Here is a 25,291-nt window from a genome sequence, read left to right as displayed (position 1 = left end):
CTGGCACCGTGCCTCCCGTCCGTCGCAGTGCGGCGTCAGGCCGCGTCGTGGTCCGTCTGCAGGAACTCGACCAGGCTGTCGGCGGTGGTCTCGGCGTCGTCGCCGGTCACGGTGAGGCTGACCTCGTCGCCGTTCTCGATGCCCAGGCCGAGCAGGGCGAGGATGCTGCCGGCGTTGCCGGACTTGTCGCCCTTGGCGATCGTGACCTGGTGGCCGGAGGCCGTCACGGTCTGGACGAAGAGGGACGCGGGGCGCGCGTGCAGGCCGGACGCGCTGGCGACGGTCACGGTGCGGGTGGCTTCGGACATCGATGTACTCCTGTCGATGGGTGGTGCGCTCATGCTAGCGAGCGCCGGATGGGCGGGTCGGGCGAGCGGTCAGGGTCGACCGGGCCAGAACACCTCGGTGCCGGCGGCCTCGACCTCGCGGACCAGGTCGAGGTTGACAGCGGGGTCGGTGATGATCGTGTCGATGGCGGCGAGGGGTGCGACGCGGCCGAACTCCTCGCGGCCGAACTTGGTGTGGTCGGCGAGCAGGATGCTGCGGCGGGCGGACTTGATCATCGCCGACTTCACCGCCGCCTCGGCCATGTTGTGGGTCGTCAGGCCGCGCTCCGGGGTGATCCCGTTGATGCTCACGAAGGCGACGTCGACGCTCACCATGCCGATGAGCTGGTGCGTCCACGTCCCGACGCCGGCCAGGGAGTCGCTGCGGATGTTGCCGCCGAGCAGGTGCAGGTCGATGCCCGGGCGGTTCGCGACGGCCATCGCGACAGGGAGGGAGTGCGTGACGACGGTGAGTCCGCGGTCGGTCGGCAGCATCTCGGCGAGGCAGATGGTGGAGGTGCCGGCGTCGATCATGATCGAACCGTTCTCCGGCAGCTCCTCGAGCGCGGCCTCGGCGATGACCATCTTCTCGGCCTGGTTGATGCCGCCCCGGTCGCCGACACCGGGGTGGATCGTGATGCGTTCGACCGGGATCGCCCCGCCGTGGGCACGTCGGACCAGTCCCCGTCGCTCCAGCGAGGTGAGGTCGCGGCGGATGGTCTCGGGCGTGACCTCGAGCAGCTCGGCGAGGTCCTTGACGTCGACCCGCCCCTGCGCGCGCGCCTGCTCGACGATGCGCTGGTGGCGTTCTGGTGCGTACATCGGACCTCGTCGTCTCCTGGTCGGAACGGAACGGACATGACCGGGCACGAACCTGACAGAACCGAGCCGGAGCGGCTGGCCGCCAGACGCAAACGGGCATCTGTTTCTGCATTTTTATCCCCGGATGTGTTTGTTTGTCAACGCGGATCGGGGTAGTGTGCTGCTCAGCCGCACCGGCGAGGTCCCGTCGCAGCCGTGCGCGCACCGAACGAACACCCCACCGCAAGCGCGTGTGAGATGAAGGAGTCTCGAATGTCCGAACTGCTCGGCACCGGCGTCGGCCGCGGCGTCGCCCACGGCCCCGTGCTCCGCATGGCGGACCCGCTCGGCGAACCGTCGAAGGACGCCCTGACCGGTTCGGCGGACGACGCGAAGCAGGCCGTGCACGACGCACTGGCCGCGGTGGCCGAGGACCTCAACAAGCGCGGACAGCTCGCCGGCGGCGACGCCCAGGCCGTGCTCGAGGCGCAGGCGCTCATGGCGCAGGACCCGACCCTCCTCGACGACGTGCACACGCGCATCGACGGCGGCACCAACGCCGAACGCGCCGTGTACGAGGCGTTCACGCAGTTCCGCGATCTGCTCGTCGGCATGGGCGGCTACATGGGGGAGCGCGCGGCCGACCTCGACGACGTCGCCCAGCGCATCATCGCGAAGCTCCGCGGCGTGCACGCCCCCGGCGTTCCCGAGTCGGACACCCCGTTCGTCCTCGTCGCCCGTGACCTCGCTCCGGCCGACACCGCACTGCTGGACCTCGACAAGGTCCTCGCGCTGGTCACCCGTGACGGCGGCCCGACCTCGCACACCGCGATCCTCGCCCGCGCCAAGGGCATCATCGCGATCGTCGGCGTCACCGGTGCCGACGACCTGGCCGACGGGCAGCCGATCGTCGTCGACGCCGTCGCCGGCACCGTCGTGACCGAGCCGTCCGAGGCCCTGGTGGCCGAGGTCGAGCAGCGCATCGCCGACCGGCTCGCCGCGGCCGCCGCACCGCTCACCGCCGGTGCCCTGGCCGACGGCCACCTCGTGCCCCTGCTCGCGAACCTCGGCAGCCCCGCCGACGCCGCGGGCGCCGTTGCTCTCGGTGCGGAGGGCGTGGGGCTCTTCCGCACCGAGTTCCTCTTCCTCGACTCGCCGAAGGCGCCGACCGTCGACGAGCAGACCGAGTCCTACCGTCAGCTCCTCGCCGCGTTCCCGGGCAAGAAGGTCGTCGTCCGTGCGCTCGACGCCGGCGCCGACAAGCCGCTGCCGTTCCTCACCGACAAGGACGAGGAGAACCCGGCGCTCGGCCGTCGCGGACTCCGTGCGCTGCGGAACCACCCCGAGGTGCTGCGCGACCAGCTCGTCGCACTGGCCCAGGCGGACGCCGCGACCGAGGCCGACCTCTGGGTCATGGCCCCGATGGTCGCCGATGCCGAGGAGACCGAGTACTTCGTCACCCTGGCCCGCGAGCTCGGCATCCGCACCGCCGGCGTGATGGCCGAGGTGCCGTCGCTCGCGCTGATGGCCGAACAGGTCTTCCAGAACGCGGACTTCGTGTCGATCGGTACGAACGACCTGACCCAGTACACGATGGCCGCCGACCGCATGCTCGGCACCGTCGCGTCCTACCAGGACCCGTGGCACCCCGCTGTCCTGCGCCTCGTCGCGCAGCTCGGTGCGGCCGGTGCCGACGCGGGCAAGCCCGTCGGCATCTGCGGCGAGGCCGCTGCCGACCCGCTGCTCGCCGTCGTGCTGGTCGGCCTCGGCGCCACCACCCTCTCCATGACTCCCGCGGCCCTGGCCGACGTGCGCGCCGAACTCGGTCAGCACACGCTCGAGCAGGCCCGTGAGATGGCCCAGGCGGCACTCGCCGCGAGCACGGCGGCGGCCGCGAAGTCCGCCGCAGCCGCGGCGCACGCCGCCTGAGCACGCACCACCGGCACCACCCCTCCCCGCACCACGCAGCAGCTCCACCACACAGAAAGTCACCGCACATGACAACGTCGTCCGTTGCAGCGCCCGACGCACCCGCGAAGTCGCGGGGCGGCGCACGCGTCGCCGTTCAGAAGTTCGGCACGTTCCTCTCCGGCATGGTCATGCCCAACATCGCGATCTTCATCGCGTGGGGCATCATCACCGCCTTCTTCATCGAGACCGGCTGGACGCCCGTGGGCATCCTCGGCGGCTTCGGTGAGACGGGCGGCGTCGCCAACGTCGGCCTCGTCGGGCCGATCCTGACGTACCTCATCCCGCTCGCGATCGCGATCCAGGGCGGCCGGATGGTCTACGAGACCCGCGGCGCCGTCGTCGGGTCGATCATGACCATGGGCGTCATCATCGGTGCGAACGGCACCACGATGATCCTCGGCGCGATGATCTGCGGACCGCTCGGTGCGTACCTCATCAAGCAGATCGACAAGATCTGGGACGGCAAGATCAAGCCGGGCTTCGAGATGCTCGTCAACAACTACGCGGCCGGCATCCTCGGCTTCGGTCTGGCGATGGCCGGGTTCTTCTGGCTCGCCCCGCTGTTCAAGCTCATCGCCGAGGGCCTCGGCGACGCCGTGAACTTCCTCGTCCAGCACTCGCTGCTGCCGCTCGCCAGCGTCATCATCGAGCCGGCCAAGGTGTTCTTCCTGAACAACGCGATCAACCACGGTGTGCTCGACCAGCTCGGCGCGCAGCAGGTCCAGGAGTCCGGCAAGTCGATCCTGTTCCTGCTCGAGGCGAACCCCGGCCCCGGCCTCGGTCTGCTCCTCGCCTTCACCTTCTTCGGTGTCGGCATCGCCCGCTCGACCGCTCCCGGCGCGATCATCATCCAGTTCTTCGGTGGCATCCACGAGATCTACTTCCCGTACGTGCTGCAGAAGCCGGTCCTGTTCATCGCCGTCATCCTCGGTGGTGCCACGGGCGTCGCGACGAACGTCGCGTTCCAGTCCGGTCTCGTCGCTCCGGCATCGCCCGGATCGATCTTCGCCGTCCTCGGTGCCACGGAGCGCAACAGCTTCCTCGGTGTCATCCTGTCGGTCGTCCTGTCCGCCGCGGTGTCGTTCGCGGTCTCGTCGTTCTTCCTGCTCGCCAGCCGCAAGCGCGACCTGGCCAACGGCGGCGGTGACATGAGCGCCGCGATGGCGAAGCTCCAGGCGAACAAGGGCCGCGACGTGAACTCGGCGACCGCGGGTCTGCTCGGGAACAACGCCCCGGCCAACACCGAAGAGGCCGCCGCGTCGGGCACCACCGCCACCGCGACGAGGGTCCAGAACCTGGTCTTCGCCTGCGACGCCGGCATGGGCTCGAGCGCGATGGGCGCCAGCGTCCTGCGCAACAAGATCAAGAAGGCGGGCATCGAAGGGGTCACGGTCTCCAACAAGGCGATCGCGAACCTGACCGGTGACGAAGACCTGATCATCACGCAGGAAGAGCTCACGGACCGCGCCAAGCAGAAGAACCCGAACGCACAGCACGTGTCGGTCGGCAACTTCATGAACGCGCCGCAGTACGACCAGGTCGTCGAGCAGCTCAAGAACCAGTAACGCCACCACCAGTAACGAAGTGCAGTATCGGAGGGGACGGGGACATCCCCGTCCCCTCCGACATGCCGTCGAACACCAAGGAGAACCACGATGCCCGTCCTGCAGGAGAGCCAGATCCGGATCCACACCGAGGACACCGCGCCGACCAAGTCGGAGGCGATGAAGGAGGCGGCCGAGATCCTCGAAGCTGCGGGCGCGGTCACCGCTGACTACTACCCGGCGATGCTCGAGCGCGAGAAGAGCGTGTCCACGTACATGGGCAACTTCCTCGCCATCCCGCACGGCACGAACGACGCGAAGGACGCCATCAAGTCGTCCGCACTGTCGTTCATCCGCTACGCCAGCCCGATCGACTGGGACGGCAACCCCGTGCGCTTCGTCGTCGGCATCGCCGGCGTGAACAACGAGCACCTCGACATCCTGTCCAAGATCGCGATCGTGTTCTCCGACGAGGACGAGGTCCAGAAGCTCACCGACGCGGCCGACACCAGCGCGATCCTGTCGATCCTCGGCGAGGTCAACGAGTGAGCACCACCGACCGGGGCACCGCCGTCCACTTCGGTGCCGGCAACATCGGCCGCGGCTTCGTCGGGCTCCTCCTGCACGAAGCGGGCTACGAGGTCGTCTTCGCCGACGTCGCCGCGCCGCTCATCGACGCCCTCGCCGCCGCCGACTCGTACACCGTGCACGAGGTTGGCACCGGAGCGCAGGACCACGAGGTCACGAACTTCCGCGCCCTGAACAGCGCCCAGGACGAGGACGGCGTCGTCACCGAGATCGCCGCTGCCGCGATCGTCACCTGCGCAGTGGGCCCGAACGTCCTGAAGTTCATCGCGCCGGTGATCGCGCGGGCGCTGCAGCAGCGCGACGCGGACGCTGCGCCCATCGCCGTCATGGCGTGCGAGAACGCGCTGAACGCCACGGACCGTCTGCGCGAGTTCATCGTCGACGCGCTCCCGGCCGAGGGCCGTGACGCGGCGCTCGCGAAGGTCGTCTTCGCGAACACCGCCGTCGACCGCATCGTGCCGGCCCAGCCCGAGGGCGCCGGCCTCGACGTCACCGTCGAGACCTACTTCGAGTGGGCCATCGACCGCACGCCGTTCGGCGGCAACGAGCCGGAGATCCCCGGCGCGCACTACGTCGACGGCCTCGCTGCCTCGATCGAGCGCAAGCTCTTCACGGTGAACACCGGGCACGCCACCGTCGCGTACCACGGCTTCGTCGCCGGGGCCGACAAGATCTCCGACGCCATCGCGATCCCCGCCGTGCGCTCCGAGCTCGAGTCCGTCCTCGCCGAGACGAGCGACCTGCTCGTCCGCCGCCACGAACTCGACCCCGAGGTGCACCGCGCCTACGTGCAGGCGATCATCGCTCGGTTCGAGAACCCGCACCTGCCCGACACGGTCACGCGCGTCGGCCGTCAGCCGCTCCGCAAGCTGTCCCGCGACGAGCGCTTCGTCTCGCCCGCGGCGGCGCTGGCCGAGGACGGCACCGAGCCGACCGCACTGCTCGACGCGATGGGCGCGGCGCTCCGCTTCGACGTCGCGGACGACCAGCAGAGCGTCGAGCTGCAGGCGCTCCTGGCCTCGGACACGTCCGATGCCGAGGTGGTGACGCAGATCACCGGCCTGGCCGTGGAGCACCCGCTGCACGCAGCGTTCGCAGATCGCGTGCGTGTCGCGCGCGGCTGACGCTCTCGACGTGGCCCAGCGATGACGGGAGGCCCGGTGCCAGCTGGCACCGGGCCTCCCGTCATCACGTGGTCACCGCGACGGCCCCACCCGGATGGTGAGCCCGCCGTGGTCCACCGTCAGCCGCACCGCGACCACGGTGCCGAAGGGGTCGCCGTCGAGCTGGACCTGCTCGGGCTGGTCCAGCTCGAGGTCGAGGACCCGTGCGCTCGTGTACCGCAGCGTCCGGGTGGCCGGGATGAGCCACGACAGGAAGCGGCCGAAGCCGGTCCGGTGGAAGAAGCGGTTCAGGGACAGGCCGTAGCCGACGCCGGCCCAGCCGACCGTCCGCCCGGGGCGGAACGCGACCGCGTCGAGGACCCCGTCGTCCGGCTCCGCCGCAGGCAGCAGCAGGACGCCGGCGGTCAGGGTACCGCAGTTCCCGACGATGACGGTGTGCGCCCGCATCGTCCGGGTGTCACCGTCGTCGAGTCGGTACCGCAGGTCGATCTGCCGGTTGCCGATCACGGACCGCATGATCGGGTCGGAGTACGCGAGCCACCCGAACCGTTTCTTCAGGCGTGCGTTGGTGTTGGCCGCCATGTTCGCGTCGAGGCCGATGCCCGCCATCACCAGGAAGGCGTGGCGCGTCGTCGTGCCCTGCGGGTCCGTGAGCTCGGCGAACGCGAGGTCGACCGGCCGATCGGTCCCACCGAAGGCGGCCCGGACCGAGCCGGCGACGTCGTTCAGCGGGATGCGCAGGTTCCGGGCGTACAGGTTCCCGGTCCCCACGGGGAGGACGGCAAGTGGCACGCCGGAGCCGTGCAGCACCTCGGCTGCGACGCGCAGCGTGCCGTCGCCGCCGACGACCAGGACGACGTCCGGCGCGGTGGCGAGCGCGTCGACCGCAGCGGCACGGCCGTCGTCGGACGCCGCGGTCTCGAACCAGGACGTGGGAGCCCAGCCGTTCCGCTCCTCCTCGGCCGTGACGGTGTTGCGGAGGACCCGCAGGTCGACCTTGACGGGGTTGACGACGATCGCGGCGCGCGGCATGAGAGGACGATACCGAACAGCCGTCGTCGACCAGGACGGACCGGTTCTGTCCGGTATCGGCTGATCCGGGTGAACCTGGGAGTCAGGACCTCGGAACACATGCGATCCGGACACACTCGGGACACGGTGAACGCCGGGTGACTTCGACACCCCATCGGTTCTTCGCCATCACAGGCAGGGGCCGCCATGGCCAGATCGCCCATCTCCCGTTCGATCGTCGTCATCAGCACCGGGATCGGACTGGCCGCAGCACTCGCCCTCGGCGCCTCGTCGGCCGCGTCCGCCGCCACCATCATCGACGGGCCCGTCGGTCTCGGGACCGCGGCGAGCTACGGCGTCCTCGGCGCCGAGACCGTGACGAACACCGGTCCGACCGTGGTCAACGGTGACCTCGGCGTCTCGCCCGGTACCTCGATCACCGGCTTCGGCGGCACCGGCAACGGGATCGTGAACGGCACCGTCCACCAGACCGACGCCGCGGCCGCGCAGGCCCAGTCGGACACCACGACCGCGTACAACGTCGCCGCTTCGCTGACGCCGACGCAGACCGGGCTCCAGGAGCTCAACGGACTCAGCCTCAGCCCGGGCGTCTACAACGGTGACACGCTGCAGCTCGCGAACACGGGTCAGCTGACCCTGGCCGGCAGCGCGGACTCCGTCTGGGTGTTCCAGGCCGCGTCGACCCTGACGATCGGGTCCGGCACCAGGATCGTCATCACCGGTGGCGCCAGTTCGTGCAACGTGTTCTGGCAGGTCGGCAGCTCCGCGACCATCGGCAGTGCCGCCCAGTTCCAGGGCACCGTCCTCGCGGACCAGTCCGTGACCGCCACGACGGGTGCGACGGTCGTGGGCCGACTGCTCGCCCGGAACGCAGCGGTGACGCTCGACGACAACACCATCACCCGGCCGACGAACTGCCCGGCTGCCGGAACGCCGTCCGAGAGCGTCGCACCGACGATCACCTCGGGCACCCCGACCGACGCGACCGTCGGCACGCCGTACTCGTTCCCCGTCACCGCGACGGGCAACCCGGCACCCACGTACTCCGACGGCGGAACCCTGCCGCCCGGACTCACGATCAACCCGGACACGGGTGTCATCTCCGGCACACCGACCACGCCCGGCACCACGACGGTGACGATCACGGTCGACAACGGCACCGCACCGCCGGACACCGAGACCTACGTCGTGACCGTCCGCGCGCCCGCGCCCACCGCGACGCCGACACCGACACCGACCGCTACGGCACCGGTTCCCACCACACCCGCCTCGACCGCTCCCGCCGTGCCGGTCGTGGGTGGGAACGGCAGCGGTGGCGGCGGCACCACCGAGCTCGCCTTCACGGGGAGCGACCCGACGATCCCGCTCACCGCGGCGGGCGCGATGCTGCTCGCCGGCATCGCCGTGATGGTGCTCCGTGGACGGACGCTCCGTGCACGACGCCGGATCCTGTCCGAGGACCACTGACGGGTGACCGAGCCGGCGCCGTCGGCCGTCTCGGCACCGACGGTGCCGGCGGCTCGGGCGTAGCGTCGGCCGCATGACGAAGCACTGGGTGGCACCGCGGTTCGGCGGCAGCGAGGTCCTCGAGTTCGTGGACACCGAGGTCGCCGCACCCGGACCCGGCGAGGTCACCATCGCGGTCCGCGCAGCCGGCATGAACCCCGCCGACACGAAGCACACGCGGCAGGGCGACCCGGCCGACCTGCCGATCCCCGTCGGCTACGAGGTCGCCGGGGTGCTCACCGCCGTCGGACCCGACACGACCATCGCGTCGGGTGGGGGAGCGGTCGGGGACGAGGTCCTGGCGTTCCGGGTCGCCGGTGGGTGGGCGTCGTCCCTCACCGTCCCAGCGGCCGACGTGTTCGCCAAGCCCGCAGCGCTCGGGTTCCCCGAGGCGTCGAACCTGCTCCTCGCGGGCACGACCGCAGCCGACATGCTGCGCGTCACCCGTGCCGCCGGGCGCGACACCGTGCTCGTGCACGGCGCCTCGGGGGCGGTCGGCGTCAGCCTGCTGCAGCAGCTCCGCCTGCTCGGCGCGCGCGTCATCGGCACGACGTCCGAGCGTGGTGCGGACGTCGTCGGTCGCTTCGGCGGCGAATGGGTCGCGTACGGCGACGGCCTGGAGGCGCGGGTCCGGACGATCGCGCCCTCCGGCATCGACGTGGCACTGGACTGCGTGGGCACCGACGAGGCCGTCGACGTCTCGCTCGCGGTGGTCGCCGACCGCGACCGCATCGTCACGATCGCCGCGCCGGCGCGCGCCGCCGAGGCGGGGTTCGCGGCGGTCGGCGGGGCGCAGCCCGCGAGCAAGGCGTTCCGCGACTCCGTGCGACAGCGACTGATCGACCTGGCCGGGGCCGGACAGCTCGAGGTCCCGGTGGCGCGCACGTTCCCACTCGCCGAGGCGAAGGCGGCTGCGGAGTTGCTGGAGTCCGGGCACCCCGGCGGCAAGCTGGCGCTGGTGCCCTGAGCCGGTCGGAGCCCTGTCGGAGGGCAGTCGCTGTGCTGTCCTCCGCTGGGGGGACGCGTCCGGTCGCTGCCGCTGCCAGACTCGACGGTGATCGCAGTCGGCCCCGGAAGGAACGAACCAGTGAGTGACCAGTACCCGCCGCAGAACCCGTACGGCCAGCAGCCCGGACCGTACGGCCAGCAGCCCGGACCGTACGGCCAGCAACCCGGACCGTACGGCCAGCAGCCGACCGGCCCGCGCCAGCCCCCGCTGTGGGCGCCCTGGTACGGGATCCCGTTCGCGCAGGCGTTCCCGCGGTTCTGGAAGAAGTACGTCCGGTTCGACGGCCGCGCGAGCCAGTCGGAGTTCTGGTTCTGGGCCCTCTGGTACGTCATCGGCTCGGCGGCCACCGGCGTCGTCGGTGGCTTCTTCGACGTCCTGCCGTTCTTCGACGACGCGTCGAACGGGCTGAGCGGGCTCTGGGCCCTGGCCTGCGCCCTCGGCTTCATCGCGCTGACGGTGCGACGACTGCACGACGTGAACCTGAGCGGGTACTTCGCCTTCCTCTTCATCATCCCGCCGCTCGGCGTCCTGTTCTCGCTGATCGTCGGTCTGATGGGCTCGAACCCGCAGGGGCAGCGGTACGACGAACCCCACCGTGGGTGACGAGCGACGGCCCCGCGACGGTTCTGGTTGACTCGGACTCGACTACCAGCCAACGATCGAGGGGGACACCGTGAGTGACCAGTACCCGCAGAACCCGTCCGGCCAGCAGCCGGGCGGCCAGCCGAACCCGTACAACGGAACGCCGCAGTACGGCCAGCAGCCGGCGACCGGCCCGAACGGCGAGCCGCCGATCTGGGCCCCCTGGTACGGGATCTCCTTCGGCAAGGCCGTCGGACGCTTCTTCAAGAAGTACGCGACCTTCAGCGGCCGCGCGAGCCGCAGCGAGTTCTGGTGGTGGTACCTGGCGAACGCGATCGTCGGCATCGTCCTCGGCATCCTGTACGGCATCGGCATCGCGACGTCGGAGCGCTCGACGGTGTCGATGTCGACCGCGACCTCGGCGAGCGTGCAGTCGACCGTGACCAGCCCGTCAGCGCTCTTCGTGATCGCCGGCATCCTGATCGGCCTCTGGGGTCTCGCGATCATCATCCCGACGCTCGCCCTCGGCTGGCGTCGCCTGCACGACGCCAATCTGCCCGGTGCCCTGTGGATCATCGCGATCTTCGTCGGCATCGTCGGCATCGTGTTCGGCCTGCTGCCCTCGAACCCGCAGGGCGAGCGCTACGACCGACCGACCGGCGCTCGATGAGCAACGACACACCGCAGTGGGGCCAGCCCGGCGGCGACCAGCCGTCGGGGCAACCTGATGCTGGGCAGCAGCAGCCGGGGTACGGGCAGCAACCCGGTCCGTACGGCCAGCAGCCCGGGTACGGCCAGCAGCCGGGGTACGGGCAGCAGCCCGGTCCGTACGGCCAGCAGCCGGGGTACGGGCAGCAGCCCGGGTACGGCCAGCAGTACGCCGACCCGTACCCGCAGGCCGGTCCGCCGATCCCGGTCGGGCCCGACGGAGCGCCGCCGCTGTGGGCACCCTTCTACGGTGCAGGGTTCCTCGACGCCTTCACGCGCTTCTTCAAGAAGTACGCCAGGTTCGACGGGCGCGCCAGCCGCAGTGAGTACTGGTACTGGATCCTGGCGAACGCGATCGTGACCCTCGTTCTGTACGGCGGGTTCATCGCCGGCATCATCTCGTGGAGCGCCTCGACGTCCACCACCGACGAGTACGGCTACACGCACAGCGAGGGCTCGCCCCCGGCCTGGATCTTCATCCTGCTCGTCCTGTACGGCCTCTGGTGGCTCGCGACCCTCATCCCGAACATCGCACTGGGGTGGCGCCGCGTGCACGACGCGAACCTCGCCGGTCCGCTCTGGCTCATCGGGATGTTCGTCGGCATCGCCGCGATCGTGTTCGGCTGCCTGCCGCCGAACCCGGCCGGTGCGCAGTACGACCGCCCCGACCCGGCGTAACGCCGCACAACGGCAATCGGCCCGCACTGCGCGAACGCGCGGTGCGGGCCGATCTGCGTCGTGCGAGGTGTCAGACCACGCGGAGTCGAGCCAGTGCACCGTCGACGACGAGGTCGCGCACGGTGACCGTGGGGTCGGCGATCTGGAAGCGGAGCGCACCGCCCGGCTGCTCGAACCACGGCTGCACGAAGCGGACGTTCACCATGAACGGGCGCTCGACCAGGTAGCGGTGGGTCTCCGGGACGCCGGCGACGTGCGGCGGCAGCGACCGGCTCGGCAGCGGGGTGTCAAGGGGGTGCAGCAGGTAGCCGTCCGGACCACCGATGCGGTCGACAGGGACGCCCGCGGGGATCTGGATGGTCAGCCCCTGTTCGCCGGCCTGCGACACCTGCTGCGCCAGCTGCGGGTACGTCGACGCCGCACGGTCACGGAGCCCGTCGAGCTCGTGCCGGGCGATGTCGCGCGGAGCCGGGAACGGCCGGTTCAGGAACCGACGGAGCATCTCGACCGCGTCCTCCTCGCCGCGCGCGGTGGCGAGGCGACGGGCCGTGCCGTAGTCGACGACCTCGAGCGCGAACTCGTCGGACGCCTCGGCCGGGACCACGCGGAGCGCGCCCTCGACCGGCGGCTCGTGCAGGGTCTCTCCGGGGAGCTGCACGTAGCGGATCGTGTAGCCGAGCTGGTCGAGGATGGGGCGGGTGGCCGCGAACGTCATGGAGCGGAGCCTATCGGTGGAGTCGATGTCGAGTCTTGGACGACCCCGAGTGTCAGGCGCGGCCCCGCATGACGGCCTGCTTGACCTCGGAGATCGCCTTCGTCACCTGGATGCCACGGGGGCAGGCGTCGGTGCAGTTGAAGGTGGTGCGGCAGCGCCAGACGCCCTCCTTGTCGTTGAGGATGTCGAGGCGGACCTCGGCGGCATCGTCACGCGAGTCGAAGATGAAGCGGTGTGCGTTCACGATCGCGGCCGGGCCGAAGTACTGCCCGTCGGTCCAGAACACCGGGCACGACGAGGTGCACGCGGCGCAGAGGATGCACTTCGTCGTGTCGTCGAAGCGTGCGCGGTCGGCCACCGACTGGATGCGCTCCTTGCCCGGGGTGGGCGCCGACTTCGGCTGCAGGAACGGCTGGACCTCGCGGAAGGACTTGAAGAAGGGCTCCATGTCGACGACGAGGTCCTTCTCGAGCGGCAGACCCTTGATGGCCTCGACGTAGATCGGCTTGGAGACGTCGAGGTCCTTGATCAGGGTCTTGCACGCCAGCCGGTTCCGCCCGTTGATGCGCATCGCGTCCGAGCCGCAGACACCGTGGGCGCAGGAGCGTCGGAACGTCAGGGAGCCGTCCTGGTCCCACTTGATCTTGTGCAGGGCGTCGAGGATGCGGTCGGTCGGCAGCATCATGACGTCGAAGTCCTGCCAGCGCGGCTCGTCGTCGACGTCCGGGTCGAAGCGCCGGATGATGAGCGTGACGGAGAAGGACCCGGGAGGCGCGTCGGTGGTGTCGGTCCGGGGTGCGTCGGAGACCAGGGTGTCGGTCATCTCAGTACTTCCTCTCCATCGGCTGGTACCGGGTCACGACGACCGGCTTCCAGTCCAGCGTGATGTGGTCGTCGGCGAGTGACGAGTGCGGGTCGCCCGTCAGGTACGCCATCGTGTGCTGCATGTAGTTCTCGTCGTCGCGCTTCGGGTAGTCGTCGCGCATGTGGCCGCCGCGGCTCTCCTTGCGGTTGCGGGCCGAGTAGACGACCACCTCGGCCAGGTCGAGCAGGAACCCGAGCTCGACGGCCTCGAGCAGATCGGTGTTGAACCGCTTGCCCTTGTCCTGCACCGAGACCTGCATGAAGCGGTTCCGGAGCGTGTGGATGGTCTCGGTGACGCGGGCGAGGGACTCGTCGGTACGGAACACCTGGGCGTTCTTGTCCATCTCGTCCTGCAGCTCCTTGCGCAGGACGGCGATGCGCTCGGTGCCGGTCGAGGCGCGCAGCTGGTCGAGCATCGCCCGGACGCCGGCCGCGGGGTCCTCGGGCAGCGGGAGGAACTCGGCGGTCTTGACCCACTCGGCGGCGTTGTTGCCCGAGCGCTTGCCGAACACGTTGATGTCGAGGAGCGAGTTCGTGCCGAGTCGGTTCGAGCCGTGCACCGAGACGCACGCGCACTCGCCGGCGGCGTACAGGCCGGGGACGACGGTGGTGTTGTCGTAGAGCACCTGTGCGTCGGTGTTCGTCGGGATGCCACCCATCGCGTAGTGCGCGGTCGGCATGACCGGCACCGGCTCGACGACGGGGTCGACGCCGAGGTAGGTGCGGGCGAACTCCGTGATGTCCGGGAGCTTGGTCTCGAGGACCTCGGCACCGAGGTGCGTGCAGTCGAGCAGGACGTAGTCCTTGTTCGGGCCGGCACCGCGGCCCTCGGCGACCTCTTGCACCATGCACCGGGCGACGATGTCGCGTGGGGCGAGGTCCTTGATGGTGGGGGCGTAGCGCTCCATGAAGCGTTCCCCGGAGGCGTTGCGCAGGATCGCACCCTCACCACGAGCACCCTCGGTCAGCAGGATGCCGAGGCCCGCGAGGCCGGTCGGGTGGAACTGGAAGAACTCCATGTCCTCGAGCGGCAGGCCCGTGCGCCACACGATGCCGACGCCGTCGCCGGTCAGGGTGTGCGCGTTCGAGGTGGTCTTGTACATCTTGCCGAAGCCGCCGGTTGCGAAGATCATCGCCTTGGCGTGGAAGACGTGCAGCTCACCCGTGGCGAGCTCGAACGCGACGACGCCGGCCGGCTGCTTGCGCGTGACGCCGTCCTCGCCCACGACGTCGACCATGATGAGGTCGAGCGCGTAGAACTCGTTGTAGAACTCGACGCCGAGCTTGACGCAGTTCTGGAACAGCGTCTGCAGGATCATGTGGCCGGTGCGGTCGGCCGCATAGCACGCACGGCGGACCGGCGACTTGCCGTGGTCGCGGGTGTGGCCGCCGAAGCGACGCTGGTCGATCTTGCCCTCGGGCGTGCGGTTGAACGGCAGGCCCATGTTCTCGAGGTCGATGACGGCGTCGATGGCTTCCTTCGCCAGGATCTCGGCGGCGTCCTGGTCGACCAGGTAGTCGCCGCCCTTGATCGTGTCGAAGGTGTGCCACTCCCACGAGTCCTCTTCGACGTTCGCGAGGGCCGCGGCCATCCCGCCCTGCGCCGCACCGGTGTGCGAGCGGGTCGGGTAGAGCTTCGAGATGACGGCCGTCTTCGCCTTCGGGCCGGCCTCGATCGCGGCACGCATGCCCGCGCCTCCTGCGCCGATGATGACGATGTCGAACTGGTGGTGGTGCACGGTGGTCTCGGTCACAGGGGTCTTTCCGTAGACGGTGGGAAGGCGGTCGGCAGCGGGGATGGTGCTACTGCGCCGGGCAGAAGGAGGGCAGGTCCGCGGCGGCTGCGCCGGCGGGGCACGGGTCGAACGTCCAGCAGACGAGCAGGCCGAGGACGATCAGCACGACGCACGCGATGAGGATCGCGGCGAGGAGCGTCTTCCGGATGCCCGGCTTCGACACGTAGTCGTTGACGATCGTGCGCATGCCGTTCGAGCCGTGGATGAGCGCCAGGACGAGCATGAGTGAGTCCCACACCTGCCAGAACGGGTTGGCCCACTTGCCGGCGACGAAGGCGAAGTCGATCTGCTTGACGCCCTCGCCCGCCACCATGTTGACGAAGAGGTGGCCGAAGATCAGCACGACGAGCAGGACGCCCGAGCCGCGCATGTAGATCCAGCCCCACTTCTCCCAGTTGGTGGAGCGGCGAGCGGCCGAGGCGGAACGGGGAGGTTCGACGATCTGCGTGGTCATCAGGTGCCCCTCTAGTTGAAGTCCGCGAAGAGGTTCATGAGCTGGCGGGGCAGGAAGCCCGCGATCGCGATCGCCCACAGGACGATGACGACCCAGAACATGGCCCGCTGGTACTTCGGCCCCTTGGACCAGAAGTCGACGAGGATGATCCGGAGCCCGTTGAACGCGTGGAACACGATGGCCATCACCAGGGCGATCTCGCCGAGGTTCATGATCGGGGTCTTGTACGTGCCGATGACGGCGTTGTACGCCTCGGGTGAGAGGCGCACCAGTGCCGTGTCGAGGATGTGCACGAGCAGGAAGAAGTAGATCGCGACACCGGTGATCCGGTGCAGGACCCACGACCACATGCCGGTCGATCCGCGGTAGAGCGTGCCCTCGAGCTTCCGAGAAGCCCGTGGAGCATCGATACGCTTTCCATCGATACGTACGTCGGGGACGGCGGTCGCCGTACCGCCGCCGGTGGGCTCAGCCATGAGCTCGTCCTTCCGTAGGACGGGCTCGCCCGATCGGCGAGCCCTTGCCGTTCGTGTTCGTGTGGAACACGACCCATCCTATGCGCGGGTGCTGACCTTCTCGTCCCGACCGGCCCGCAGGCCCCGACCCGCGGGCGGCGCGCCGATGTTCCTGGCGGTGTCGTGGTGCCCGAGGAGCTGGTCACCGACGGCCTCCCACGTGGTGCCCTCGACCCGGAGACGGCCCGCCGATCCCATCCGTTCCGCGAGTGCACGGTCGTGGTGGAGCCGCAGGACCGCCTGTCGCAGGGCCTGCGGTGCGTCGGTGTCGTAGAGCTCGCCGTCGAGTCCGGGGGCGACGAGGTCGAGCGGACCACCCGACGCCGGCGCGATCACCGGCAGTCCCGAGGCGTGCGCTTCCTGGAGGGTCTGCCCGAAGGTCTCGGCCGGACCGGTGTGCACGAAGAGGTCGAGCGAGGCGTACGCGTCGGCGAGGGCATCGCCGCGGAGCGGTCCGGTGAAGGTGACGTCGAGGTGCCGCAGGCGTCGCTCGAGCAGCGCCCGGGACGGCCCGCCGCCGGCCACGACGACACGCATGCCGGGGATCCCGCCGAGCTCGGCGAGCCGTTCGACCTCCTTCTCCGGGGCCAGCCGCCCGACGTAGCCGACGATCGTCTCGCCGTGCGGTGCGATCCGGCGTCGGAGCGCCCGGACGTGGGCGGACTCCCGCCGGGCCGGGTGGAAGAGCTCGGTGTCGACCCCGCGCCCCCAGCGCGCGACGCGGGGGACCCCGTCCTCGGCGAGCATCGCGGCGGTCGCGCTCGACGGTGCGAGCGTCAGCGAGGCGCCGGCGTGGATGCGCCCGAGGATCCTGCGGACCAACGGGACGGTCGCCGTCAAGCCGTTGCGGCGGGCGAAACCGGCCACGTCGGTCTGGAAGACGGCGACGGAGGGGATGCCGAGCCTCCCGGCTGCCGTGATCGCGCGCCCACCCAACAGGAACGGACTCGCGGCGTGGAGCACGTCGGCGCCGGAGGCGGCGAGGATCGTGTCGAGGACAGGGTGGGGGAGCGCGACCGGGAACTGCCGGTACGCGACGGCGGGGATCCGGTGCACGTCGAAGGAGCGGTAGCGCTCGACAGCGCTGCGCGACCGGAACTGCGCGAGCCCCGGGGTGTCCGGTGCGATCACGACCGCGCGGTGGCCACGGCGTTCCAGGTGGTCGAGGACCGCCAGGACGCTGGTGGTCACGCCGTTGAGGGTGGGCAGGAAGCTCTCGGTCACGACGGCGACGGTCCGGGGGGACGTGCCGCGCTCCACGCTGCGTGCGCTCATGGTGCTGCCCATGCTCCGGGCGCCACGTGACCCCGTGGAGCCGACGACGTGAACGGGGCGGAGGCGACGGGTGAACAACGCGACGCCGTCGCCGCGCGCACGCTCGACGCTGCCCTGCGGGAGCCCGCATGCGGGAATCGTGCGGAGACCACCCAGGATCCGCGCCGTGGGACCGGTACGGTGAGCGCGTGGCTGACGCTCTCGAAGACTTCTACGCGATCATCCCCGCAGGGGGCATCGGATCGCGCCTGTGGCCGCTGTCGCGCGCGGACGCACCCAAGTTCCTGCACGACCTGACGGGCTCCGGTGCCTCGCTGCTCCGGCAGACCTGGGACCGGCTCGCCCCGCTCGCGGGCGACCAGCGGATCATGGTCGTGACCGGACGGGCGCACCGCGTCGCCGTCGAGTCGCAGCTGCCCGGGGTCGAGGACCACAACGTGGTGCTCGAGAGCGAGCCGAAGGACTCCACGGCGGCCATCGGTCTCGCCGCGGCGATCCTCGTGCGCCGCGAACCCGACGTCGTCATCGGCTCCTTCGCCGCCGACCACGTCATCGGCGACGCCCGTGGCTTCCGCCGTTCCGTGCGCGAGGCCGTCGCCGTCGCCCGTGCCGGGTACATCACGACCATCGGCATCACGCCGACCGAGCCCGCCATCGGTTTCGGCTACATCCACGCGCACGGCGACACCCTGGACATCGAGGGCGCACCGACCGCGCACGCCGTCCGGTCGTTCGTCGAGAAGCCCGACCTGGACACCGCACGCTCCTACGTCGAACAGGGCACCTACCTGTGGAACGCGGGCATGTTCATCGCCCGCGCCGACGTGCTGCTCGAGGAGATCGGCCGGAACAACCCGACGCTGCTCGCCGGCATCAACGAACTCGCGGACGCCTGGGACACCTCGGCCCGCGGCGCGGTCGTCGACGCGGTGTGGCCCACGCTCGAGAAGATCGCGATCGACTACACCGTCGCCGAGCCCGCTGCCGCTGCCGGACGCATGGCCGTCGTCCCCGGCGACTTCGACTGGGACGACGTCGGCGACTTCGCCTCGCTCGCCAAGCTGCAGTCGGGTGGCCGCCCGAACAACCTCGCCGTCCTCGGCGACGGTGCGCGCATCCTGGCCGACTCGTCGAGCGGCATCGTGATCTCGCACAGCCAGCGGCTCATCTCGCTCATCGGGGTCGAGGACATCGTCGTCGTGGACACCCCCGACGCGCTGCTCGTCACGACCAGTGCGAACGCGCAGCGGGTCAAGGGCGTGGTGGACGCGCTCAAGATCAGCGGTCGCGGCGACGTCCTGTGACGACGTCGCACCGGGCTGCCGTCCGGTGATGTTCCAGGTGTAGGGACGCTGGGGAGCGACACGGTTGATTCCGCGGGGAAACTGCATGCTGAACACGTGTACGTGGGGCAGGCGCGGAACGTGCTCCCCGATGAGGCCGGGCAGGGTGACCAACTGGCTGGTCTCGGTCGCACCGCGCCCGGGCACCATGTGGACCCCGCTACGACAGTGTTCGGTGCAACGACGTTCGGCACGGACACCGATCCGGCTGGTTCGCCGGAGCGGCGGCCGGTCCTGAACCACGACCCCCTCACCAGTGACGGGGCGGGGTACCTGGACGCGGATACGGAGTCGATCTACAACGTCGGCCGGGTCACCACCGGGAACGACGGCGACGCCAGCCCGTTCCGTCCGAAGCCGCCGACCGCCCGGGACGAAGATCTGCTCGATCGCCTCGACCCCTTGATCGGAGAACGATGATCGCCAACCGTTGGACCACGCTTCGCCGTACCGTCGCGAGTTCGCTCGCGCTGGCGGCGGTTTCCGCGATCCTGGCGGGTTGCGCCCTGCACGAGCCGGACGCGGGAGACTCACGACGAACGGAGGCACAAGTGGACGCTGAGACCGCGAAGCGACAGATGGTGGAAGCGGTCGACGACGCGACCGAGCGCCTCGGCGGCGATTGGAGATCGCGCACCGGGCCGGACTACGCGGAGGACTGCGTCCTCGCGGACGGCGAGGCGGGCGCGCAGTGGCGCTACCTCACGGGGAGCACGCTGGCCGGGCGGCCCCAGGCCGACGCCGCTCAGATGACCGAGCACTGGGAAGCGCAGGGGATGAAGGTCACCCGGCGTGATTCCAGTGACGGGCCCGCGATCTTCGGCGCCGGCGCCGGCAGGGTGTCCTCGATCAGCGTGTACGCCTACTCGGGGAACTACACCGTCCAGGCCGTCTCGCTGTGCTTCCCGGGTGACGCCGACGAGCTCTGACCTCCAGCGTTCGGTCGGTCCGGCCACGTCCTGTAGCGCTCCACCGACAAACCCCTCGAACTGGGGGTCTACGGGTGACCTCGCGTTACGGGCGCGTTTCGGCGCGGTCGCGATCCCGTAACCGATCCACCGGACCGGGGCAACGGGTCCTGTACCGGCCGGGCGGTCGTGTACTGTCGCCACGATCGCCCGGAACGCACGTGGTCCGGGCACGCTCCCCGGAGGAACCCACCCGTGACATCTCGTACCCGACGCGTCGTCCTCAGCGGCTTCGCGCTCCTCGGCACCGCCGCCGTCCTCGCAGGCTGCGCCTCGGCGCCGTCCGACACGACGACCGCCAAGAAGACCGACTTCCGCCCCTGCATGGTCTCCGACGCCGGTGGCTTCGACGACAAGTCGTTCAACCAGCTCGGCTACGAGGGCATGAAGGACGCCGCCAAGGACCTCGGTGCCACCTACAAGGAAGCCGAGTCGAAGGACGCCACCGTCTACGACTCGAACATCCAGCAGCTCATCGGCCAGAACTGCAACCTCGTCGTGACCGTCGGCTTCAACCTCGCCGACGCCACGAAGAAGCAGGCTGCGGCGAACCCCGACACCGACTTCGCGATCATCGACGACAGTTCGATCGACGCGGAGAACGTCAAGCCGATCACGTTCGACACCTCGCAGGCCGCGTTCCTCGCCGGCTACGCGGCGGCGTCCTACTCGAAGACCGGCGTCGTCGGCACCTTCGGTGGCATGCAGATCCCGACCGTCACCATCTTCATGGACGGCTTCGCGGACGGCGTGAAGTACTACAACGAGCAGAAGGACAAGGACGTCCAGGTCAAGGGCTGGAACGTCGACACCGGCAAGGGTTCGTTCACCGGTGGCTTCGAGGCCGGCACGCAGGCCAAGTCGGTCGCGCAGACGCTCCTCGACCAGGACGCCGACGTGATCCTGCCCGTCGGCGGTCCGATCTACCAGTCGGCTGCCGAGGCCATCAAGGACGCCGACAACGGCTCCGTCCTGATCGGTGCGGACAGCGACCTCTACGAGGCCGACCCGCGCTACAAGGACATCGCCTTCACCTCGGTCGAGAAGGGCATGCGCCCGGCCGTGAAGGACGTCGTCGAGCAGGCGGCCGACAAGAAGTTCTCGAAGACCCCGTACGTGGGCACGCTCGAGAACGAGGGCGTCGGCATCGCGCCGTTCCACGACTACGAGTCCAAGGTCGACAAGGGCCTGCAGGGCGAACTGGACGACATCAAGGCCGGCATCATCGACGGCTCGATCAAGGTCAAGACCCAGTCCTAACCCGATGGACGCGGGCGGGGGATCTTCCCTCGCCCGCGTTCTCGTGCGCCCGCGTGGCGCGCGCGAGACAGAAATAGACTCCCGAACATGAAGCTCGAACTCCGCGGCATCACCAAGCGGTTCGGCGCCCTGGTCGCCAACGACCACATCTCGCTCACCGTCGAGCCGGGTGAGGTCCACTGCCTCCTGGGTGAGAACGGCGCCGGCAAGTCCACCCTGATGAACGTCCTCTACGGCCTGTACGACGCCGACGAGGGCCAGATCCTGCTCGACGACGTGGTCCAGGACTTCGACGGCCCCGGTGACGCCATGCGCGCCGGCATCGGCATGGTGCACCAGCACTTCATGCTCGTCCCCGTCTTCACCGTCGCCGAGAACGTCATGCTCGGTCAGGAGCAGACCACCTTCGGTGGCCGACTCGACCTGGCCGGCGCCCGCAAGCGGGTCAAGGAGATCTCCGACCGCTTCGGGTTCGACGTCGACCCCGACGCCAAGATCGAGGACCTGCCCGTCGGCGTCCAGCAGCGCGTCGAGATCATCAAGGCGCTCTCCCGCGACGCCTCCGTGCTGGTGTTCGACGAGCCGACGGCCGTCCTCACCCCGCAGGAGACCGACGAGCTGATGGGCATCATGCGGCAGCTCCGCGAAGCCGGCACCGCGATCGTCTTCATCACCCACAAGCTCCGCGAGGTCCGCGAGGTCGCCGACCGCATCACGGTGATCCGGCTCGGCAAGGTCGTCGGCGAGGCCTCGCCCGCGGCGACCAACAACGAGCTGGCCGCGATGATGGTCGGCCGCGCCGTCTCCCTCGTCGTCGACAAGACGCCGTCGACCGGTGGCGAGGACGCCCTGGTCGTCGAGGGCCTCACCGTCACCGACCCGTCCGGGATCGTGCTGGTCGACGACGTGTCGTTCTCGGTCCGTCGCGGCGAGGTCCTGGCGATCGCCGGGGTGCAGGGCAACGGACAGACCGAGCTCACCGAGGCGATCCTCGGTCTCGAGCCCGTCCACGCCGGCCGCATCACGCTGGACGGCAAGGAGCTCACCGGCCGCAGCGTCAAGCAGGTGCTCGACGCCGGCGTCGGCTTCGTCCCCGAGGACCGCAAGGAGGACGGCCTGGTCGGCGAGTTCACCATCGCGGAGAACCTCATGCTCGACCGGTCCGACCACGACGCGTTCGTCCGCGCCGGCACCATCCGCGCCGCCGAGCGCGACGCCTTCGCCGACGAGAAGATCGCCGAGTTCGACATCCGCACGCCGGGCCGCGCGACCGCTGCCGGTCGGCTGTCCGGCGGCAACCAGCAGAAGATCGTCCTCGCCCGCGAGCTCAGCCGCGAGCTCCGACTGTTCGTCGCCGCGCAGCCCACGCGCGGCATCGACGTCGGGTCGATCGAGTTCGTGCACAAGCGCATCGTCGCCACCCGTGACACCGGTGTGCCCGTCATCGTCGTCTCCACCGAGCTCGACGAGGTCGTGGCACTGGCCGACCGCATCGCCGTCATGTACCGCGGCGGCATCGTCGGGATCGTGCCGGCGACCACCCCGCGAGACGTCCTCGGCCTCATGATGGCCGGCGAGATCCCCGAAGGAACGGAGCTGGCAGCGTGACCGCGCAGGACCCAGACAACACGCAGCAGCCGCTCACCGACGACCGTCTGCAGGAGGCCCCGGAGACCCCGCACCTGATGACGGACTCGGCCGAGGACACCGAGCGCCGCAACGGCGCCCCCGGCACCGACCGCTGGCACGCCGCGATGCAGAGCATCCTGAACGGCTCCGTGCTCGTCACGGTCCTCGCGGTCGTGCTCGCCCTCGTCGCCTGCGGCATCCTCATCGCCCTGACCGACGAGAACGTCCGCGCCACGGCCGGCTACTTCTTCGCCCGTCCCGCCGACATGCTCCAGGCCATCGGCACCGCGGTCGGCGGCGCCTACGCCTCGCTGTTCCAGGGCTCGGTGGTCAACTTCGGCGCCACCAGCTTCCAGCAGGCGATCGCCCCGCTCACCCGGTCGATCGACTACGCTGTGCCGCTCGTCGTCGCCGGCCTCGGGATCGCGCTGTCCTTCCGCGCCGGGTTGTTCAACATCGGCGGCCAGGGCCAGATCCTGATGGGGGCCGCGGCCGCCGGCTGGGTCGGGTTCTCGTTCGACGGACCCGCCGCGATCCACATCCCGCTCACGATCGTCGCCGGCATCGTCGGCGGTGCGGTCTGGGGCGGGATCGTCGGTGTCCTCAAGGCGCGCACGGGTGCGAACGAGGTGGTCGTCACGATCATGCTCAACTACGTCGCGCTCTACCTGGTCAGCTACCTGCTCCGGACCCCCGGTCTGCTGCAGGCTCCCGGCAGCAGCAACCCGATCTCCCCGGCCACGAAGGACAGCGCCCTGCTGCCGCAGCTGTTCGGCGTGCGGTACGGCGTGGACCTCGGCTTCATCGTCGCGATCATCGCCGTCGTCGTGGTCTGGTGGCTCGTCAACAAGTCGTCGCTCGGCTTCCGGTTCCGCACGATCGGTGAGAACCCTCGTGCCGCCCGCGTCGCCGGCATGAGCGTGCCGGCGCTGACGATCTGGGTGATGGTCATCTCCGGTGCCCTCGTCGGCATCGCCGGTGCCTACCAGGTGCAGGGTGCGGTCACGACGGGCTTCACCTCGGGCATCGACGCCGGCATCGGCTTCGACGCGATCACCGTCGCGCTGCTCGGCCGCTCGAAGCCGTGGGGCGTGTTCTGGGCCGCGATCCTGTTCGGTGTGCTGAAGAACGGTGGCTACGCCATGCAGGCCGCCAACGGCATCCCGATCGACATCGTCGGTGTCATCCAGGCCCTCATCGTCCTGTTCATCGCTGCGCCGCCGCTCGTCCGCGCGATCTTCCGGATCCCGCAGCCGGGAGCCCGCCAGCGCACGAAGACGAGCAAGAACAGCAAGAAGGCGGTCGCCGCGTGAGCACCCTCAGCCCCACCGCGGCGCCTGCGTCGCCCCTGTCCGACCGTCCGGTCGAGACGACCCGCAGCTTAAAGCTCCCGATCGGGTACGCCGTGTTCACGCTGCTCGCGGTCGTGTTCTTCGTCCTGCTCAGCCGTGCCGGCACGACCACCTTCCGGCTCGCGAACGCCGGCGACTTCGTCGCGCTGCCGAACGTCCCACTGTCGGCGGCACCGACCGGCTACGTCGTCGTCGTGCTCCTCGCGATCGCCACGGTCTACGCCTTCGTCGAGGTCCGCGCGTACCGGCACGTCCCGCTCTGGGTGACGTCGGTCTTCGCGATCGTCTTCGTCGTCGGCTTCCTGACGTGGGCAGCGGCCGGCGCCACGATCCCGCTGCCCGGCCTGCTGGTCGGCGCACTCGGGCTGAGTGTCCCGCTCGTGTTCGGTGCCCTCGGCGGCGTCATCTCCGAGCGGGTCGGCGTGGTGAACATCGCCATCGAGGGCCAGTTCCTCGCGGGTGCGTTCACCTCGGCGCTCATCGCATCGCTCACCGGCTCCGCGTGGGTCGGGCTCGTCGGCGCGCTCGTCGCCGGTGTGCTCGTGTCGTTCATCCTGGCCGCGTTCAGCATCAAGTACCTCGTCGACCAGGTCATCGTCGGTGTCGTCATCAACGCCCTCATCTCGGGCCTGACCGGCTTCCTGTACTCGCAGGTGCTGTCCCCGAACGAGACCACGCTCAACGTCGGCGTCCGGTTCCCGAAGTTCGAGATCCCGCTGCTCCACCAGATCCCGGTCATCGGTCCGGTGTTCTTCGAGCAGAGCGTCATCGTCTACCTGGCGTACGTGGCCGTCGCGGTCGTCACCTTCGGCCTGTTCAAGACCCGCTGGGGCCTGCGCCTCCGCGCGGTCGGCGAGCACCCGCAGGCTGCCGACACGGTGGGCATCAACGTCACGAGCACCCGGTTCTGGAACGTGTCGCTCGCCGGCGCGATCGCCGGCCTCGGTGGCGCGTACTTCACGCTCGACGCGGTCGGACCGTTCACGAAGGACATGACCGCGGGAGCCGGCTACATCGCCCTGGCCGCCGTCATCTTCGGTCGCTGGGACCCGATCAAGGCCACGCTGGCGGCGCTGCTGTTCGGCTTCGCGTCGAACCTGCAGAACACGCTCGGGGCGATCGACTCGCCCGTGCCGAGCGAGTTCCTGCTGATGCTGCCGTACGTGGTGACGATCTTCGCGGTGGCCGGCCTGGTCGGTCAGTCGCGCGGTCCCGCCGCGTCCGGCAAGCCGTACATCAAGAGCTGACGGC

Annotated in this window: 25 protein-coding genes; 16 read left to right on the top strand and 9 right to left on the bottom strand. The window is 69.9% G+C overall.

Annotated elements, in window-relative coordinates:
- Positions 1–35: 35 nt before the first annotated feature.
- Positions 36–308 (bottom strand): HPr family phosphocarrier protein, encoded by a 273-nt coding sequence (locus tag DEJ14_RS12430; protein ID WP_111086640.1) that lies wholly within the window; start codon positions 306–308, stop codon positions 36–38.
- 69 nt (positions 309–377) lie between these two features.
- A complete protein-coding gene (locus DEJ14_RS12425; protein WP_111086639.1) occupies positions 378–1,148 on the bottom strand; it encodes a DeoR/GlpR family DNA-binding transcription regulator in 771 nt (256 codons plus the stop codon).
- A 252-nt stretch (positions 1,149–1,400) separates the two neighbouring features.
- Between DEJ14_RS12425 and ptsP the strand changes: the two genes are divergently transcribed.
- The 4 genes from ptsP to DEJ14_RS12405 all read left to right on the top strand — a co-directional run bounded on the left by ptsP (position 1,401) and on the right by DEJ14_RS12405 (position 6,354).
- Positions 1,401–3,056: a phosphoenolpyruvate--protein phosphotransferase gene (ptsP, locus tag DEJ14_RS12420; RefSeq protein ID WP_111086638.1), complete on the top strand. Its 1,656-nt coding sequence runs from the start codon at positions 1,401–1,403 to the stop codon at positions 3,054–3,056.
- A 68-nt stretch (positions 3,057–3,124) separates the two neighbouring features.
- Positions 3,125–4,663 carry a PTS mannitol transporter subunit IIBC gene (locus DEJ14_RS12415; RefSeq protein WP_258373373.1) on the top strand — a complete coding sequence of 513 codons (1,539 nt, stop codon included), beginning with the start codon at positions 3,125–3,127 and terminating at the stop codon, positions 4,661–4,663.
- Positions 4,664–4,753: 90 nt separating this feature from the next.
- Positions 4,754–5,191, top strand: a complete 438-nt coding sequence (locus DEJ14_RS12410) for a PTS mannitol transporter subunit IIA (protein WP_027466426.1) — start codon at positions 4,754–4,756, stop codon at positions 5,189–5,191.
- The gene (locus DEJ14_RS12405; protein ID WP_111086637.1) at positions 5,188–6,354 is read left to right on the top strand and encodes a mannitol-1-phosphate 5-dehydrogenase; all 1,167 of its coding nucleotides are present in this window, start codon (positions 5,188–5,190) and stop codon (positions 6,352–6,354) included. Before DEJ14_RS12410 ends, DEJ14_RS12405 begins: the two co-directional genes overlap by 4 nt.
- A gap of 72 nt (positions 6,355–6,426) precedes the next feature.
- On the opposite strand, the gene DEJ14_RS12400 is transcribed toward DEJ14_RS12405, so the two are convergent.
- Positions 6,427–7,386, bottom strand: coding sequence for a diacylglycerol/lipid kinase family protein (locus DEJ14_RS12400; RefSeq protein WP_111086636.1), 960 nt, complete (start codon positions 7,384–7,386; stop codon positions 6,427–6,429).
- A 186-nt stretch (positions 7,387–7,572) separates the two neighbouring features.
- Here DEJ14_RS12400 and DEJ14_RS12395 point away from each other — a divergent pair, with 186 nt between their 5' ends.
- The 5 genes from DEJ14_RS12395 (at position 7,573) to DEJ14_RS12375 (ending at position 11,869) form a co-directional block, all read left to right on the top strand.
- On the top strand, positions 7,573–8,853 hold the full coding sequence (locus DEJ14_RS12395; RefSeq protein WP_111086635.1) for an ice-binding family protein: 1,281 nt from the start codon (positions 7,573–7,575) through the stop codon (positions 8,851–8,853).
- A 73-nt stretch (positions 8,854–8,926) separates the two neighbouring features.
- Positions 8,927–9,859: an NADP-dependent oxidoreductase gene (locus tag DEJ14_RS12390; RefSeq protein WP_111086634.1), complete on the top strand. Its 933-nt coding sequence runs from the start codon at positions 8,927–8,929 to the stop codon at positions 9,857–9,859.
- A gap of 120 nt (positions 9,860–9,979) precedes the next feature.
- Positions 9,980–10,504 (top strand): DUF805 domain-containing protein, encoded by a 525-nt coding sequence (locus DEJ14_RS12385; protein WP_111086633.1) that lies wholly within the window; start codon positions 9,980–9,982, stop codon positions 10,502–10,504.
- A gap of 70 nt (positions 10,505–10,574) precedes the next feature.
- Positions 10,575–11,153 (top strand): DUF805 domain-containing protein, encoded by a 579-nt coding sequence (locus DEJ14_RS12380; RefSeq protein WP_111086632.1) that lies wholly within the window; start codon positions 10,575–10,577, stop codon positions 11,151–11,153.
- Positions 11,150–11,869: a DUF805 domain-containing protein gene (locus tag DEJ14_RS12375; RefSeq protein WP_181437644.1), complete on the top strand. Its 720-nt coding sequence runs from the start codon at positions 11,150–11,152 to the stop codon at positions 11,867–11,869. Before DEJ14_RS12380 ends, DEJ14_RS12375 begins: the two co-directional genes overlap by 4 nt.
- Positions 11,870–11,939: 70 nt before the next feature.
- Here the strand turns inward: DEJ14_RS12375 and DEJ14_RS12370 are convergent, their stop codons facing one another.
- From DEJ14_RS12370 to DEJ14_RS12345, 6 genes are all read right to left on the bottom strand, one after another.
- The gene (locus DEJ14_RS12370; protein ID WP_111086631.1) at positions 11,940–12,584 is read right to left on the bottom strand and encodes a TNT domain-containing protein; all 645 of its coding nucleotides are present in this window, start codon (positions 12,582–12,584) and stop codon (positions 11,940–11,942) included.
- Between the two features lie 52 nt (positions 12,585–12,636).
- Positions 12,637–13,407 (bottom strand): succinate dehydrogenase iron-sulfur subunit, encoded by a 771-nt coding sequence (locus DEJ14_RS12365; protein ID WP_111086630.1) that lies wholly within the window; start codon positions 13,405–13,407, stop codon positions 12,637–12,639.
- Between the two features lies 1 nt (position 13,408).
- The gene (gene sdhA, locus DEJ14_RS12360; protein ID WP_111086629.1) at positions 13,409–15,202 is read right to left on the bottom strand and encodes a succinate dehydrogenase flavoprotein subunit; all 1,794 of its coding nucleotides are present in this window, start codon (positions 15,200–15,202) and stop codon (positions 13,409–13,411) included.
- Positions 15,203–15,251: 49 nt separating this feature from the next.
- Positions 15,252–15,698 carry a succinate dehydrogenase, hydrophobic membrane anchor protein gene (gene sdhD, locus DEJ14_RS12355; RefSeq protein WP_111086628.1) on the bottom strand — a complete coding sequence of 149 codons (447 nt, stop codon included), beginning with the start codon at positions 15,696–15,698 and terminating at the stop codon, positions 15,252–15,254.
- Positions 15,699–15,709: 11 nt separating this feature from the next.
- Positions 15,710–16,174 carry a succinate dehydrogenase, cytochrome b556 subunit gene (gene sdhC, locus DEJ14_RS12350; RefSeq protein WP_111086627.1) on the bottom strand — a complete coding sequence of 155 codons (465 nt, stop codon included), beginning with the start codon at positions 16,172–16,174 and terminating at the stop codon, positions 15,710–15,712.
- Positions 16,175–16,252: 78 nt separating this feature from the next.
- Positions 16,253–17,488 carry a glycosyltransferase family 4 protein gene (locus DEJ14_RS12345; RefSeq protein ID WP_258373372.1) on the bottom strand — a complete coding sequence of 412 codons (1,236 nt, stop codon included), beginning with the start codon at positions 17,486–17,488 and terminating at the stop codon, positions 16,253–16,255.
- Between the two features lie 188 nt (positions 17,489–17,676).
- Here DEJ14_RS12345 and DEJ14_RS12340 point away from each other — a divergent pair, with 188 nt between their 5' ends.
- The 7 genes from DEJ14_RS12340 to DEJ14_RS12310 all read left to right on the top strand — a co-directional run bounded on the left by DEJ14_RS12340 (position 17,677) and on the right by DEJ14_RS12310 (position 25,287).
- The gene (locus DEJ14_RS12340; protein ID WP_111086625.1) at positions 17,677–18,792 is read left to right on the top strand and encodes a mannose-1-phosphate guanylyltransferase; all 1,116 of its coding nucleotides are present in this window, start codon (positions 17,677–17,679) and stop codon (positions 18,790–18,792) included.
- A gap of 96 nt (positions 18,793–18,888) precedes the next feature.
- Positions 18,889–19,251: a hypothetical protein gene (locus tag DEJ14_RS12335; protein ID WP_146249831.1), complete on the top strand. Its 363-nt coding sequence runs from the start codon at positions 18,889–18,891 to the stop codon at positions 19,249–19,251.
- Positions 19,248–19,760 carry a hypothetical protein gene (locus tag DEJ14_RS12330; protein WP_111086623.1) on the top strand — a complete coding sequence of 171 codons (513 nt, stop codon included), beginning with the start codon at positions 19,248–19,250 and terminating at the stop codon, positions 19,758–19,760. Before DEJ14_RS12335 ends, DEJ14_RS12330 begins: the two co-directional genes overlap by 4 nt.
- 234 nt (positions 19,761–19,994) lie before the next feature.
- A complete protein-coding gene (locus tag DEJ14_RS12325) occupies positions 19,995–21,059 on the top strand; it encodes a BMP family lipoprotein (RefSeq protein ID WP_111086622.1) in 1,065 nt (354 codons plus the stop codon).
- A gap of 87 nt (positions 21,060–21,146) precedes the next feature.
- Positions 21,147–22,667 (top strand): ABC transporter ATP-binding protein, encoded by a 1,521-nt coding sequence (locus DEJ14_RS12320; RefSeq protein WP_111086621.1) that lies wholly within the window; start codon positions 21,147–21,149, stop codon positions 22,665–22,667.
- A complete protein-coding gene (locus DEJ14_RS12315; RefSeq protein ID WP_502868760.1) occupies positions 22,664–24,001 on the top strand; it encodes an ABC transporter permease in 1,338 nt (445 codons plus the stop codon). The genes DEJ14_RS12320 and DEJ14_RS12315 overlap by 4 nt, the downstream gene beginning before the upstream one ends.
- Positions 23,998–25,287, top strand: a complete 1,290-nt coding sequence (locus tag DEJ14_RS12310) for an ABC transporter permease (protein WP_111086620.1) — start codon at positions 23,998–24,000, stop codon at positions 25,285–25,287. Before DEJ14_RS12315 ends, DEJ14_RS12310 begins: the two co-directional genes overlap by 4 nt.
- The last annotated feature ends 4 nt before the right edge of the window (positions 25,288–25,291 follow it).

It is taken from the genome of Curtobacterium sp. MCJR17_020 (assembly GCF_003234365.2).
GTDB lineage: Bacteria > Actinomycetota > Actinomycetes > Actinomycetales > Microbacteriaceae > Curtobacterium.
Note: the sequence above shows the minus strand (reverse complement) of the source record. Positions and strands in the feature narration are given on the sequence as shown.